Origin of the sequence: Janthinobacterium lyxosi (genome assembly GCF_051380665.1) — a bacterium.
Classification (GTDB): Bacteria; Pseudomonadota; Gammaproteobacteria; order Burkholderiales; family Burkholderiaceae_D; genus Janthinobacterium.
Genome location: NZ_JBNYXM010000022.1, coordinates 19,986 through 34,378 on the forward strand (window position 1 = coordinate 19,986; position 14,393 = coordinate 34,378).

The 14,393-nt window shown below is 64.5% G+C and carries 14 protein-coding genes; 1 reads left to right on the top strand and 13 read right to left on the bottom strand.

Translation table 11 applies throughout. The annotated features are described in order from the left end of the window. Positions 1-10: 10 nt before the first annotated feature. From ACQ4WP_RS20865 to ybaK, 13 genes are all read right to left on the bottom strand, one after another. Positions 11-1,315 (bottom strand): F390 synthetase-related protein, encoded by a 1,305-nt coding sequence (locus ACQ4WP_RS20865; RefSeq protein ID WP_436523973.1) that lies wholly within the window; start codon positions 1,313-1,315, stop codon positions 11-13. Next, positions 1,312-2,142 carry an MBL fold metallo-hydrolase gene (locus ACQ4WP_RS20870; RefSeq protein WP_436523975.1) on the bottom strand — a complete coding sequence of 277 codons (831 nt, stop codon included), beginning with the start codon at positions 2,140-2,142 and terminating at the stop codon, positions 1,312-1,314. The genes ACQ4WP_RS20865 and ACQ4WP_RS20870 overlap by 4 nt, the downstream gene beginning before the upstream one ends. Then, the gene (locus tag ACQ4WP_RS20875) at positions 2,135-3,172 is read right to left on the bottom strand and encodes an NAD-dependent epimerase/dehydratase family protein (RefSeq protein WP_436523977.1); all 1,038 of its coding nucleotides are present in this window, start codon (positions 3,170-3,172) and stop codon (positions 2,135-2,137) included. Before ACQ4WP_RS20875 ends, ACQ4WP_RS20870 begins: the two co-directional genes overlap by 8 nt. A 10-nt stretch (positions 3,173-3,182) precedes the next feature. Beyond that, positions 3,183-4,163 (bottom strand): 3-oxoacyl-[acyl-carrier-protein] synthase III C-terminal domain-containing protein, encoded by a 981-nt coding sequence (locus ACQ4WP_RS20880; RefSeq protein WP_436523979.1) that lies wholly within the window; start codon positions 4,161-4,163, stop codon positions 3,183-3,185. 39 nt (positions 4,164-4,202) lie between these two features. After that, on the bottom strand, positions 4,203-5,111 hold the full coding sequence (locus ACQ4WP_RS20885; protein WP_436523981.1) for an ion transporter: 909 nt from the start codon (positions 5,109-5,111) through the stop codon (positions 4,203-4,205). Between the two features lie 69 nt (positions 5,112-5,180). Further along, entirely contained in the window at positions 5,181-6,905 is a 1,725-nt protein-coding gene (locus ACQ4WP_RS20890; protein ID WP_436523982.1) for a cation:proton antiporter domain-containing protein, read from the bottom strand. A gap of 141 nt (positions 6,906-7,046) precedes the next feature. Beyond that, complete coding sequence (locus tag ACQ4WP_RS20895) at positions 7,047-8,291, bottom strand: metal-dependent hydrolase (RefSeq protein WP_436523983.1); 1,245 nt, start codon at positions 8,289-8,291, stop codon at positions 7,047-7,049. Between the two features lie 62 nt (positions 8,292-8,353). Continuing rightward, positions 8,354-10,009, bottom strand: a complete 1,656-nt coding sequence (locus ACQ4WP_RS20900) for a GDYXXLXY domain-containing protein (protein WP_436523984.1) — start codon at positions 10,007-10,009, stop codon at positions 8,354-8,356. Next, positions 10,006-10,965: a DUF2157 domain-containing protein gene (locus tag ACQ4WP_RS20905; RefSeq protein WP_436523985.1), complete on the bottom strand. Its 960-nt coding sequence runs from the start codon at positions 10,963-10,965 to the stop codon at positions 10,006-10,008. The genes ACQ4WP_RS20900 and ACQ4WP_RS20905 overlap by 4 nt, the downstream gene beginning before the upstream one ends. Positions 10,966-11,006: 41 nt before the next feature. Next, entirely contained in the window at positions 11,007-11,297 is a 291-nt protein-coding gene (locus tag ACQ4WP_RS20910) for a DUF427 domain-containing protein (RefSeq protein ID WP_436523987.1), read from the bottom strand. A gap of 70 nt (positions 11,298-11,367) precedes the next feature. Beyond that, a complete protein-coding gene (locus ACQ4WP_RS20915) occupies positions 11,368-12,039 on the bottom strand; it encodes a DsbA family oxidoreductase (protein ID WP_436523989.1) in 672 nt (223 codons plus the stop codon). Positions 12,040-12,128: 89 nt separating this feature from the next. Next, entirely contained in the window at positions 12,129-12,773 is a 645-nt protein-coding gene (gene plsY / locus ACQ4WP_RS20920) for a glycerol-3-phosphate 1-O-acyltransferase PlsY (protein WP_436523991.1), read from the bottom strand. A 97-nt stretch (positions 12,774-12,870) separates the two neighbouring features. Next, positions 12,871-13,362, bottom strand: coding sequence for a Cys-tRNA(Pro) deacylase (ybaK, locus tag ACQ4WP_RS20925; protein ID WP_436523993.1), 492 nt, complete (start codon positions 13,360-13,362; stop codon positions 12,871-12,873). 37 nt (positions 13,363-13,399) lie between these two features. On the opposite strand from ybaK, the gene ACQ4WP_RS20930 reads away from it, so the two are divergent. Further along, positions 13,400-14,386 (top strand): endonuclease/exonuclease/phosphatase family protein, encoded by a 987-nt coding sequence (locus ACQ4WP_RS20930; RefSeq protein ID WP_436523995.1) that lies wholly within the window; start codon positions 13,400-13,402, stop codon positions 14,384-14,386. Positions 14,387-14,393 lie beyond the last annotated feature (7 nt).

Sequence of the window (14,393 nt, forward strand, 5' to 3'; positions counted from 1 at the left end):
GAAGAGGAATTCATGCGCTTGCAAGGCGCCGGATGCGGCGCCGTTTCATGGTGGGGTCAAAGGGAGGCAGTTCGGCGCTCGTCGTCCAGGCCAGGCCATCGACCGCCACACCGAGGCCCTGCAGCACCGTTGCCAGGTGCGCGCGCAGGGCGGCCAGGCCAGCGTCGTCCAGGGCTGCATGCAGCTGCAACGAACAATCGCCCGACTGCTGCAGGCGGTAGTCGGCATCCGGCGGCAAGGCTTGCGCGAACGCCCGCGTCAGCACGTCGGCAAACACGGCGACCGGTGCGCCGCCGCGCGCCGATGGCAAGGATGGCAAGAACAGCATGTCGTCGCAGCGGCCCTCGATGCCATCGATGGCGCGTGTGGCGCGGCCGCACGGGCATGGCGTAGCGCGCGCGAGCAGGATATCGTCCAGGCGATAGCGCACGATGGGCTGCGTAATGCGCGTAAAGTCGGTAATCACGGGCACGAAACGGCGCCGTTCAGCGTCCAGCCACTGCGGCTCGATATGTACGTATTCCTCGTTCAGGTGCAGCACGCCGTGTTCGCAACTGCTGGCGAGGAAACCCTCGGTGGCCTGGTAGATTTCATGCACGGCGCCGAACGCCTGCACGATCAGCGCGCGGTCCTGCGCTTCCAGCACTTCGGCCACCGAGATGACTTTTTTTGGCGCCAGCGCCAGGCTGCCATCGATGACGCGCAAGGCCAGCTGGCGCAGCACCTGGGCCGGCGCGACGATGACGGTGGGTTGATATTGCGCAAGCTGCGCGCACAGGCTGTCGAACGGTTCGAACAAATCGTAAAAGGCAAAGGTCAGCCACGGCGAACGCACGGCCGTGTACAGATTGCTGTTCGCGCGCAGGAACAGCGCCACCCGTTCTCCGGAAAACAGGCCGTCGGGCAGCGCCTTGGCCAGCATCACGCCCGCCCATTGGGCCTTTTCGCGGGGACTGACGGTAAACACGGCGCGACGCGACGAGGTGCCCGACGATAGCCCCACAGTGATGTCGCCCACGGCGGGCGTGAAGTCGCGGCTATGCTCGGCCGCCATGGCCGCGTCCATCGCCTGCGCCAAGGTAACTCCTTCGGTGTTCATGGCATCGAAGTGTTCCAGCATCAGCGCCTTGTTCATCGTCGGCCATTGCGCCAGCGGCAGCTTGCGGTACGGCGCAAAGTAGCTGCTGCGCGCGCACAGCACATCGATGAAACGGGCCAGCTGCTCCTGCTGATAGGCGTCGAGCTGCGCGCGGTCCGCAAAGCGCAGGCGGCGCGTGCGCCAGTACGCCAATAACAGCCAGAAAATACGCTTCACTGGCGACCCGCCACTGCAATATAGTCGACGGTGTCTTCATGCGTGATGCGGATCTGCGCATTGCCTGACTGGTGCAACTGGTGCAAGCGGTTCAGGGTGGCGTAATACGGCGCGCGCTTGTGCTGGATGATGAACGACAGTTCCGATGGCCCGCGCAGCTGCCGGAAACTTTCCGGCACCCAGGCCGCATCCGACGCCAGCAAGGTCCAGCCGCCGTCCTGCAGCACGAAGGCGCCGAGATGGCCGATGGCGTGGCCCGGCAGGTCGACGATATAAATCTCGCCCGTGCCGCTGACGTCGCGCCCGTGCGTAAACGGCAGCAGGGCCGCCGGCAAGGCCGTTTCGGGCACGCTGTCCACGAAAGCCAGGCGGTCGGCAATGTCGGACGGCAGCAGCTCGGGCACGAAGGCCTGGCGCACGGCGGCCACGCCGGACAGGCCGCGCACGGCGTCCCAGCCCGGTTTTGAGGCCATCAGCCGCGCGCCGGGAAAGTCGCGCAGGCCGGCGATATGGTCGGCGTGGAAGTGCGACAGCAACAAGGTGTGGATGTCGCCGGGTGAGACGCCATGCGCGCGCAGCTGGCCGTGCAGGGATTCGTGCGCATCGAAGGAAATCGGCGTCACCCACGCGTACATGCGGTACACGCCTTTCGACGTGGCGGCGCGGAAGTGCTCGGCGTAACCGGTATCCCACAGGTACAGGCCAGCGCGCGTTTCGATCAGGTAGGCGCGCGAGGGGAAGCAGCGGCTGGCCAGCCCGCTGCCTTTCAAGACCATGCAGGACGGGTGGGTGCAGTGGCCGACGCGAAACGCGGTAATGCTAGCCATTGCGCTCCTTGCCCACCTTGTGCGCCGCCGCTTCCTGGCGCATCCACTGCGCCGTCAGGGCGATGCCTTCCTGCAGGCTGACGATGGGACGGTAGCCGAGCACCTTGCGCGCCTTGGCATTATCGAGCGTCATGTCGAAACTGAGCGCGCCAATGCTGTAGGGCGTGAGGGAAGGCTCGCGGCGTGTAAAACGCGAAGCGAACTGCATCAGGCGCGCGGCCAGCGCGAGCACGCGGTAGGGCACGCTGACGATCTGGAACGGCTGCTGCAGATGCTCGCAGAACAGCGTGCGCAAAATGTCGCACAGGCGCGCCGGTTCGCCATTCGTGATGTTGAAGGCGGCGCCGGAAGCGATGGTCTTGTGCACGGTGGCCAGCCACATCGCGTGCACGACATTGTCCACATAGGTGATGTCGATGGTGGCCGCGCCGCCATTGGGCAGCGGCAGCTTGCCGCCGCGCTGCTGCAGCACGCGCGCCAGGCGCGGGATCAGCACCTGGTCGTGCGGGCCGAAGATGGCGCGCGGGCGCAGGATCACGCAGGTCATGCCGCGATGGCGGTCCACCGACTCTTGCACCAGTTTTTCCGCCATCGCCTTGCTACGCGCATACGCGTTGACAAAGGCGTCGGGGCGGAAGGTTTCCGGCACTTCGTAGCGGTTGTGGTAATCGAAATAGATGGCCGGGGTGGAGATGTGCACGAAGCGCGCCACGTGCAGGCTGGCGGCCGCGCGCAGCAACTGGCCCGTAGCCGTCACGTTGGCGGCGATGAAGTCGCGCTCGGGGCCCCATGGCGAGGACAGCGCGGCGCAGTGCCAGACGGTATCCATGCCGCGCACCAGCTCATCGACCTGGCGCGGCGATGCTTGCGCCAGATCAAGCGCGACGAATTGCGCACCCATGCGCTCCAGTTCGCGACCCACGGCAGCGTTGCGGCCCGTGGCGCGCACTTCCACGCCCTGCGCCAGCAGGGTGCGCACGGCATTGCGCCCCAGCCCGCCCGTCGCTCCCGTGACCAGTATCCGCCTCATCACACCACCTTCACAGATCAAGAATCATGCCGCCGATGGTCAGGCCCGCGGCCGTGCCCATCATCAGCAAACGCTGGCCTGCCACGGCCCGCCCCGTCATCACCGCCTCGTGCAGGGCGGTGGGCAAGGACGCGGCCACCTGGTTGCCATGCGTTTCAAAGATCTTGATGATTTTAGCATCGGGAACGTCGAGGATGCGCGCCGCATGCGCGAGGCCCAGCGGACTGGCCTGATGCGGCACGACCACATCGACTTTTTCCAGGCCGGCGCCCGATTCCGCCATTAATTCCGCGAGGAAATCCGGCATCACCTTGACAGCTAGGCGGAACACGGCCTTGCCATCCATGCGGAACAGATAGTCGCCCGGTTCGCAGCCGTTGCGCGGGTTGCGCTCGGTGCCGCCGCCGCGGATTTCGCAGTAACGCCGCCCTTCCGGATACGTACCCATCTTGTAGGCGCGGATGCCGGCGCTGCCATCGCCCCGCTCGACGATGACGGCGGCGGCGCCGTCGCCAAAGATCATCGACGCTTCCGGCTCGCTCCAGTCGACCCCGCGCGAAGCGAGGTCGGACGAGACGATGGCGATGCGGCGGTAGGCGCCGCCCGCCAGCATGGACGCGGCCACGCGGAAAGCGGCCATGAAACTGAGGCAGCTGGCATTGACGTCGAAGCTTTGCGTGCCGGGCGGCAAGCCGGCATGTTCGGCAACGAAGCAGGCCGTGTTGGGCAAGGCTTGCTCGGGCACGCCGCAGGCGCAGATCAGCAAGTCGATGTCGGATGGACGCAGGCTGGCGTTCTTCAGCGCGTCGAGCAGGGCGGCGGCGCCCAACTGGCTTTGCGACTCATCGGGCGCGGCGACAAAGCGCGACAGCACGCCGCTCTTGCGCAGGGTGTAGCCAGCCGGATGGCCCAATTTCAGGTCCAGGCTTTCGGCGGTGACACTGTGAGACGGCACGGCTTTGCCCGTCGCGATCAGGCGAACTGGAATCATGTTGGCCTTAAAAAAAGTAAAGTAAATGCGGTTTATGAATTAATCGCGTGCCAGCGGCGGCAAATCTACACCGCAGCTCTTGCAAAAATTGGCATCATCATCGAGCCCTTCTTTCAGGCACGTGGGGCAGGTACGCGTGGTGACCAGCTTGGAACTGCGCTGTACCGTCATTTCGGCGCTGATAATGCCGGTAGGCACTGCAAGGATGCCCCAGCCGAGCAACATCATCAGGGAAGCGATGGTGCGCCCGATGTCGGTGCGCGGCGTAATATCGCCGAATCCCACCGTGGTCATGGTGCTGATGGCCCAGTATATCGACGTGGGGATACTGCTGAAACCGTTATCCGGCCCTTCCACGACATACATCACGGTGCCCAGCAGAAAGACCACCATCATGACGAAAGACAAGAAAATGAGGATCTTGCGCCGGCTGGCCAACAAGGCCCGCCCAAGCACCGTGTATTCATGCACATAGGACGTGAGCTTGAGGATACGGAACATGCGCAGCAGGCGCAAAATGCGCACGTCGATCAGCACATGCGCGCCCGGCAGCAGCAAGCCGATGTAGGTCGGCACGATGGCCAGCAAATCGATAATGCCGAAAAAACTCTTGGCGTAGCGCACCGGATGCTTCAGGCACGACAGGCGGGCAAAGTATTCGATGGTAAATAAAATGGTGAAAAACCACTCCAGCGCCGTCAGCCAGGTGCCATAGCGCTCGGCAACGGAAGCGACACTGCTGAGCACGACCACTGTCACGCTGATCAGGATGGCGGCGATCAGCAGCAGGTCGAAGGCGCGGCCCGTGCGCGTTTCCGCCTCGAAGATGACGGTGTACACCTGCTCACGCCAACCTCGCTCGGGCTTGCCAAATTTTTGCTGCGTTTCCTGCGCCGCCAGTTGCTGCGGCGTCAAGGGTGCCGCTCCGCTCTTCGTCGCGGCTTTCATGTGGGTAGTGTGCTCATATACTATTATTGTATAGATAATTTACAAAGCACGACGACACGCATGCTTGCACTACGACAGCTTTTTCGCCAGCAGCACGGCATTACGCCGGTCGCGCTCGGCCTGCACGATGTCCGCCGTGCGCGCCTCCGACAGGCCCACCGTGTGCAGCACGGTGGCCGTCAGCTGCAGCGCCGATTCCAGCGCCTCGGGCACGACCAGGGTGGCGCCCGCCTGTATCAAGGCCACCGCATGTGCCTCGTCGCGCGCGCGCGCATACACGGGCAACTGCGGATATTCGCGGCGGATCGATTTCACGGCATGCAGCACGGAGGCCGCATGGTCCATGGTCAGCACCACCGCGGCGGCCCGGTCCGCATTCACTTTCTGCAACAATTCCGCACGCGAGGCATCGCCAAAATACACGGGAAAGCCGCGCGGATGCAGGGTCGTCACCAGGCGCGCATCATTTTCAATCGCCACATACGCGATATCCTGTTCCGTCAGCACCTTCGCCAGCAACTGCCCCACCCGGCCGAAACCGGCGATGATGACGGTGCTGCCCTGCGGCGGCGGCGCGCCATGCGCCAGGTCGGCCAGCTGATGGTGGTGGCGCTTTTCCCACCAGTTGCCGAAAGCGCGCGCCGCCTTGGCCAGCGCCGGCGTGGCAAACAGGCTCAGGCCCACCACCAGCATGACAAATTGCGCCACCTGCGGACCGATCAACTTCGTACCCAGCGCATACGCGACGACGATGAAGGCAAATTCGCCGCCCTGCCCCAGCAGCACGCCCGTTTCCACGGCGCGCCCCCAGTGAAAGCCGCCGAGGCGGAAAATCACGCTGATGACCAGGGTTTTCACCGCAAACAGGCTCAGCACGGCCAGGGGAATCAAAATCGGCGACTTGAGGATTTCGCGCACGTCGATCTGCATGCCCACCGACATGAAGAACAAGCCCATCAATAAACCCTTGAAGGGCTCGATCGTCACTTCCACCTCATGGCGGAATTCCGTTTCCGCCAGCAGCAAGCCGGCCAGCAAGGCGCCCAGCGCCATCGACAGGCCCGCCAGATACGTCAGGCCCGCGATGCCCAGGGTGCTGAGCAAGGTCAGGGCCATGAACACGTCGGGCTGGCGTTTCTTGACGAAAAACTGGAACAGCGGACGGATCACGCGGCGCCCCAGCAGATAGATCAGCAGGATGGCACCCGCCGATTTCACGGCAGCAAAGCTGAGCAGATACGCCAGATCGTCGCTGCGCCCACTGGCGAACACATCGATAAGGATGAACAGCGGCACCACCATCAAATCCTGGAACATCAAAATGGAAAAGCCCGCCTGGCCGGCCGGCGTCTGCAAGGAGCGCTGGTCGGTGAGCAGCTGCATCACCACGGCCGTCGACGACAGCGATAGCACCAGGCCCAGCACGATCGACGCTTCCAGCGACAAGCCGAAGTAGTACGCGACGCCGCCGATCAGGCAGGCGCTGACGGCCACCTGCCCCACGCCCGCGCCGAATACCCAGCGCCGCAGCGCCCACAGCCGTTCCGTCGACAGTTCCAGGCCGATCATGAACATCAAAAACATCACGCCCAGCTCGGCCAGGCCGCTGACCTGCTCGGCACGCACGAACGAAAAATACGTCAGCCACGTGAAGTCGCCTGCCCACAGGCCAAAGCCGAACGGGCCGAACAGGGCGCCGACGGCCAGGAAGCCAAGCACCTGGTTGACCTTCAGGCGTTGCAATAGCGGAATAAAAATCCCGGCCAGGGCGAGAAACAGCAGGGTTTCTCGCAAGTAAGGTAAGGCGTGCTGCTCTTCCAAAATAGTTCAGTCCATGTCAGTGACGGCATCCATGCCGAATTGGCAATTGTCGCACGCACGGGTACGGCGAAGTAAGCGCACACACGATATTTTTTCCACAAGGCAATATCTACGCTATTCGCGCCCCTGATCGGGCAGCGCCAGCATGTCGGCACGGGGGCGGTCCCAGCCCGGCACGTAGGCGGGACACGGGCGGCTACGGAAGTGCTGCAGCTCCACGGTCGTAAAATTGGGCAGCATGCCGGGATTGAAACGCACATCCGTCAGCTTGTCCGCATTCAATCTGGGCATGCGGGCAAAGCGGAACCAGGCGTCCACAAAGCAATTGTCCGACTGCAAGGCGCGCAAGGAGGCCAGGCTTCCCGCCGCCTGCGCGGACACGGCGATGCCAGGGGCCAGTTGCTGTCCTTGCTTGCTAGTTTCGGCCAGTCCGGCCGGGCAGGCGGCGGGCGCCAGCGACTCGGGCAGCAGGCTCAGGGTGCCACGCCGCAAGGTGTACACGTCTGTCTTGCTGTCGAGCGAGACATAGATCCAGCACAGCGGATTGCTGGGAAACGCCGTCATCGCCACATCCCACACGCGCGTGCCGGGATCGAGCCGCTGCACGGCCGCCTCGATGCGCGTACGGCCGACGGCCGAGGCCACGCCCTGCGTGCCAATAAAAGTGGTGGCCAGCGCGAAAGCCAGCAGCAGCGCTCCGCGTCCCCGCTCGCCGGCCCGCCCTTGCAGCACGGCCAGGACCACGCCCAGCCCCAGCAAGACAACCAGCGAGGCGGGCGCCAAATAGGTTTGATAGGTGAAGAAACACAGGGCCGCCGCCAGCGCGGCCAGCAGCACGCTTTTGACGATGCCGTAGTGCAAGGACATGATCACGGGCACGCCCAGCAGCACCCAGAACATGGGTTCGACAATGAAGACCATGTCGCCATACAGCCAGCGGCTGTCAAACGGGTAAAACGGGTGCAAGCCATAGGAATTAAGGAAATCCATGCCCATGTGCAAGCAGAATCCCAGCAGCAAGCAGGCCGCCAGGCCCAGCCGGGCAGGCCCACTGCTTTTCAGCAGGCGGCGCGCACCGGGCCACAGCAGCCATAGCAGGGCCAGCAACAGCAGCGCCTGCGGCAAGGCCAGCAACAAGGTATGCGTGTGGCCCCGGTGGTGCAACATGTAGCCGAACGGGCGCGGCAGCAACCGGGTGAGCACCAGGTCCAGGTCGGGCGCGTTGCTGGCAAACCAGGCCGTAAACAGAAACAGCGCGCGCCGGGTGCGCTGGGCGGGGGCTTGCGGCTCGGGCGGCAGGCTGCGGTGTACCAGTTCGCCGACCCCGAGGCCGATGACCGAATGCGTAATATTATCCATCGGGCAATTTTACAGGATGGCCGTCCCGGCGCGAACTTGCACTACTACTTGCGCTACAACTGCTACAGTTTCTCCAGCTCCGGGCCACGCATGCCCACCAGCAAGGCACGGCCGTCGGGCAGCACGCGGAACTCTCCATAGCGGGCCTTTTCCCAGCGCGCCGCGTCGCCTTCCTTGAAGAACCAGGCATCGCTGACCAGCACCCAGCGCCCATCCTTCGGCGTCAGTTCGAGCAGGAATTCCCCGGGCGCCAGAGCCTCTTTGGTGTACGGGCGCAGCAGCTCGGCTACCCCACGCACATCGCGCCGGGCCACCACGAGGGGCCGGCCAAGCGCCCTGTCCACGCTGGCCAACGTGGACAGGACGCCGAGGTTGACGAAATTAAGGCTCATGTAGTCGCCCTGCATCAGCGAACGGGGATCGACGGGTTCCAGCGCCACGAAGATAGGCTCCCCCTTGGCAATCAGCTGCTCTTTTTGCCAGATGCCGCCATTGGCGACCAGCAACACCAGCAGCAAGCCTCCCAGCACGGCCAGGCGCGCGGCGCGGCCTCCGGCAGCCACGCCCGCCGGCCGGCTTTCCACCAGGTGCAGTACCGCGCCGCGCGTGGCCAGCCACGACAGGGCGCACAGAAGGACGCCAGCAACGGCCAGCAACGCCGCCTTGCTGGCCAGCGGCCAGGCCAGCTGGTAATAAAAGCTGCCGAGTATCCACGCCGCCGCCAGCGCGGCCGCCACGGCCACGCGCGAGCGCCCGCTCGTCAAACAATACGCGAGGATCAGCAGCACGGGCCCCAACGCCGGCATGAACCACGCCAGCACGACCAGCACCAGCGCCACGCCGATGGCGGGTAACTGGCGCAGCGCCGGCCAGCGCCACCCCGTCCAGGCAGCGGCCGCCGTGGCCAGCACGAGCGACACGCCATTCAACACCTGCGCATACCAGGCAGTGGCCTGGTGCCGGGTCACTTCGCGCGCCACGTCGCCGGCAACACCACCGCCCAAGGCACCGCCCAGCATGAAGGTCATACCGGACCAGAAGACCAGGCCCAGCAAGATTGCCAATACCCATCCCGTCGACAGCGATTCCAGGAAGGCGGCAATGGGTGCGCCGCGGCCGTCGTTGAAAGCCTGTTTCTGCAGCCAGTGCGCACCCAGCCAGAATGCCAGGGCCAGCATCCAGGCCAGATACAATTGCGTGGGGTCGTTCTCGAAAATCCACTCGCGCGTGCTATCGACGATGCCCAGCCCCAGCAAGCCGCAGGCGACCAATCCCAGCAGCACGCGCAGCCAGTCGCGCGGCAAGGCGGCTGCCACCACCAGGCATGCCAGGCACAGCAGCGAGGAAGCCATCTGCGCCGTGCAATCGCGGTACAGCGCATAGCCCAGCAAGCCGCCGCCCACCAGCAGGCAGGGCACGGCCAGCTGCTCGACAAACAAGGGCACGCCGCGCATGCGGATCAGCAGCACGGCGACCACCAGCACGATGGCGGCCACGACATACGCGCCAGGACCGTGGCGCACGACGCTTTCCAGGCCCACGCCTAGCGCAATCATCAGGGGAATGGCGGCCAGCCAGGCGCCAAAGGCCGTCATCAGCACGAGCGGCCACGGCCGCACATCCTGCACCGGCCGGCCGGTACCAGGCGGCAGCAGGCCGGCGCGCGTGGCGTCGTCGATCAGGGTGGCGAGCGCATCAGCGCGGTTCACGTTATTCATGCTGCCTCCCGGCGCGTGCGCCACAGAATGCCTTGCACAGTCAGCGCCAGCAGCACGGCGGCAAACAAGCCCAGCATGGCCAGCACGCTGACGTCATCGCCATGGCCATTGAACAGCAAGTGCGTCAGCCCTCCTACCAGTAAGGTGTTGATACCGAGCGCGACGGCGCTCAGGCCGAACACGTCAAAGAACTGGCGCGTGGCCAGCAGGACGCCGGCGATGGCCAGCAAGCCCAGCCCGGCCCAGTACGGTGATTCGATATCATTGCCGAACAGGGCGCTGACGGCCGCGCCCGTGATGAGGATGGTGGCCAGCACCAGGCCCAGGCGCAAGGCCCAGCTGCCCGCGCCCGTCCAGCGCGCCAGCAGGGGCGACACAAACGCACACGCAGCCAGCACGGCCAACCAGCCGCTGACGAAAATGGACAGATCGGTTGAATCGATGCGCCAGCTGTGGTGCGCATGCGCCTGCATCCACAGGGCGGCGGCCGTGGCCAGCACCAACATCCACGGCGTCCACAGCACGTCACTGCGCGCCACCAGGCACAGCGGTAAAGCCAGCGCGGCCCACAGGGCGAACAGCTGCCACGGATCGGCGCCTGTCTGGTAGGTCTGGCCGAAATACGCGAACAGGCCACCGATGGCCAGCAAGGCCAGCAGCAGCAAGGGCACGCGCGCCTTGGGCACGGCAAACGCGCCCACGCAGGCGGCGGCAAACACGCCTTGCAGCAGAGCAAAACGGCCCATGCGGCCCAGGTCTTCCCAGTTGGCGGCGACCCAGCAGATCAAGCCCATGCCCAGCAGCGCGGCACCCAGCACGGCTACGCCGCGCGGCAGCCAGTAGGCCAGGCGCGCAGGTTCGCGCTGGAAGCCGGCCACTTCCTGCAACTGCCGGGTTTGTTGGGCATCGAGCGCATAGTCCGAGGCAAGTTGATACACGGCGAGGCGTAAATCCATCGTCTGCTTTCTGTTTATTTTTAGTATTTTAGTATGGCGCGTCAGCGCTCGACGCTCACGCCGCGCCAGAAGGCGACGTGGCCGGCAATCTGCTTGGCGCCATCCTTGGGCTGGGGGTAATACCAGGCGGCGTTGGCATTCGTCTGGCCATCGACGACGAGGTCGTAATAGCTGGCCGTGCCCTTCCATGGGCAGATGGTCGTGTGACTGCTCGGACGCAAGTAGTTCTGCGTCACCGCCGATAAAGGAAAATACACATTGTTTTCAACGATTTGCACCTGATCGTCGGCCGCTTGCGCGATGACGATACCATTCCAGCTGGCTGTTGGCATTTGACTATTCTCCCTCTGGAGCGAGTGTAGCCGAAAATACCCGCCATGGCGCGCGCCATTGGCGCGCCGTTCAGCCGCCGCTGATGAACTGGCGCAAGGCTTGCTCAAACACCTCGGGCGGCTGGCCGCCGGAAATCAGGTGGCGCTCGTTGATGATGACGGCGGGCACCGAGTTGATGCCGTTCTGCTGGTAGAACTGCTCTTGCGCGCGCACCTCGTCCGCGTAGGCGCCGGAGGCCAGCACCTCGGCCGCTTTCACGGTATCGAGCCCCGCCTTGCCGGCCACGGCCAGCAGCACCTCGTGCGAGGACGGATCCTGGCCTTGCGTGAAGTACGCGTCGAACAGCGCCATCTTGAGTTCTTTCTGACGCCCTTGCAGCCCGGCCCAGTGCAGCAAACGGTGCGCATCGAAGGTGTTGTAGATGCGGCCGCGCTTGTCCATGGCAAAGGTAAAGCCCAGCTGCTCGCCGCGCGCGCGGATCGCTACACGCGACTGCGCCATCTGTTCCGGGGTGGAGCCGTATTTGCGGGCGATGTGTTCGCCAACATCCTCGCCTTCGGGCGGCATACTGGCGTTCAGCTCGAAGGGTTGGAAGTGGATGTCAGCCTGGACCGTATCGCGCAACTTGTCCAGCGCCTGCTCCAGCGATTTCAGGCCGATCACGCACCAGGGACAAGAAACGTCGGAGACGAAGTCGATACGGATGGGGGTGGGAGTGGCGGAGCCAGGGAGGTCAGACATGGTGGGCAGCCTTTGCGCGAGTCGGTGGCGGCCGCACCGCGCGGCGCCGCAAGGTTGGGGTCAGACCCGGCGGGTCTGACCCCGGCATTTTACCTCTTCTTCGCGGGCGCCTTGGCCGCGTCCTTCTTGCCGCCGATCTTGCTTTCCTTGCCAGAGAGCAAGTTCGCGACATTCTGGCTGTGGCGGTAAGCCAGCAGCACGCTCATGACGATGACGGCCAGCAAGATGGGATCGACGCCAAACAGCAAGCCATAATAAAACGGCGCGAACAGGGCCGCCACCAGGGCTGCCAGCGAGGAATAGCGGAAAGCATAGGCGATGATCAGCCAGGTAGCCAGGGTTGCCAGGCCCAGCCATGGATTGATGCCCAGCAACACACCGAGGGCCGTGGCCACGCCCTTGCCGCCGACGAAGCGGAAGAACACGGGCCACAAATGGCCGAGGAAAACAGCGATGGCCACCAGCGCCACGGCCGTGTCGCCCACGCCCAGTGCGGTGGAAAAATGCTCAGCCAGGAACACGGCCAGCCAGCCCTTGGCGCCATCGCCCAGCAGGGTCATGATGGCGGCGCCCTTGTTGCCGCTGCGCAGCACGTTGGTGGCGCCCGGATTTTTCGAGCCATAGGTGCGCGGATCGGCAATGCCGTAGACCTTGCTCATCACCACGGCAAACGATATCGAGCCGAGCAAGTAAGCGGCCACTGTCATTGCCACGGTAGTGATTACTGGATTCATTTCTTCCCTTTATTATGTTTATTGCACCAGCGTCGAGGCTGGCGCAGCAGAATATACACCAGCGCCCAGTCCAGGAACAGGGCGGCGTCCCGATTTCTTAATCTTGCAGGGCGCACTGCACCGGCTTGGCGTTCAGCAAATCGAGCAGCACCTGTGGCGCCAGCGAGACCAGAAAACCGCGCCGCCCGCCATTGATGTAGATACGCGGCAATTCCAGGATCGACGCTTCCACGTAGACGGGCATGGCCTTCCTGGTGCCGAATGGCGAGGTGCCGCCGATCATGTAGCCGGAATGGCGCTGCGCCACCTCGGGCTTGCACGGCTCGACGGACTTGCAGCCGATGCCGCGCGCCAGGTTCTTGGTCGACACCTTGCAATCGCCATGCATCAGCACGATCATCGGCCGCGCCGCCTCGTCTTGCATCACCAGGGTCTTGATCACCGCGTGTTCCGGCACCCCCAGCTCGCGCGCCGAGACGCTGGTGCCGCCGTGCTCCTCGTAGGCATACGGGTGTTCTTCAAAGGAAACTTGATGCTTGCGCAGCAACTGCGTCGCCTGGGTTTCGGAAATATGCTCTTTTTTAGCCATGCGTGATACGCTGATCGTTCAGTGAGGAGTACTAATTATGCAGGAAGAAATCCGCTTTGCCACATTCAATGTCTGCAACCTGGCCCCGGCCGGGGCGAAATTGTATGACAACCTGGAACCGTTGAGCCCGGCGCAATACGCGGCCAAGGCGGAGTGGACGGCGCGGCAAATCGACCTGCTCGACGCCGACGTGATCGGCTTCCAGGAAATTTTCTCGCAAGCGGCCCTGCGCGACGTGCTGTCGCGCACGCGCCACTACCGCGACGCCACCCTGGCCGGCTACGATGCGATGGATGCGGCAGGACGCATGCTGCCCACGGTGGCGCTGGTGTCGCGGCTGCCGCTGGCCGGCGCCGGTGTTGCATGGACGAATTTCCCGGCCGGCGTGAGCGTGCCCGCCGATAGCCATGCCACCGATGACAACGCCTGCCGCTTCGCCCGCGCACCGCTGCATGTGCAGGTGCACTTGCCTGGCGGCCAACTCATCGACGTGGTGGTGGTGCACTTGAAGTCGCGCCGGCCAGACTACCGCCATGGCGACGGCAACGATGCCGTCGCCTACGCGCTGGCCAACCTGCGTTCGCTGCAGCGGCGCGGCGCGGAAGCCGTGGCCCTGCGCGTGCTGGCAAGCGAACTGAGCCACAGCGGCCGTCCCCGCATCGTGCTGGGCGACTTCAACGACATCGCCAATGCCGTCACCACGTCCATCGTCATGGGGGCGGGCGCGCCGTGCGAACCGTATGGTGACATGCCGGAAATGCGCGCGCGCCTGTATGACGCCAACGCCATCCAGCTGCGCCAGGATGGCTTGCGCCACGTGGGCTACACGAATATCCATGACAGCGCCTACATGACGATCGACCATATTCTCGTGTCCGAACACTTCCACGCCGCCTCGCCGCGCGCCATCGGCGTGGTGCAGGAAGTGAGCTGCCTGAACGACCATTTGCTGCTGGGCCTGCCGCACGCATCCGACCATGGCCAGGTGCTGGCGCGCATCAAGCTGCTGGGAAACATTGATTAATGCAACA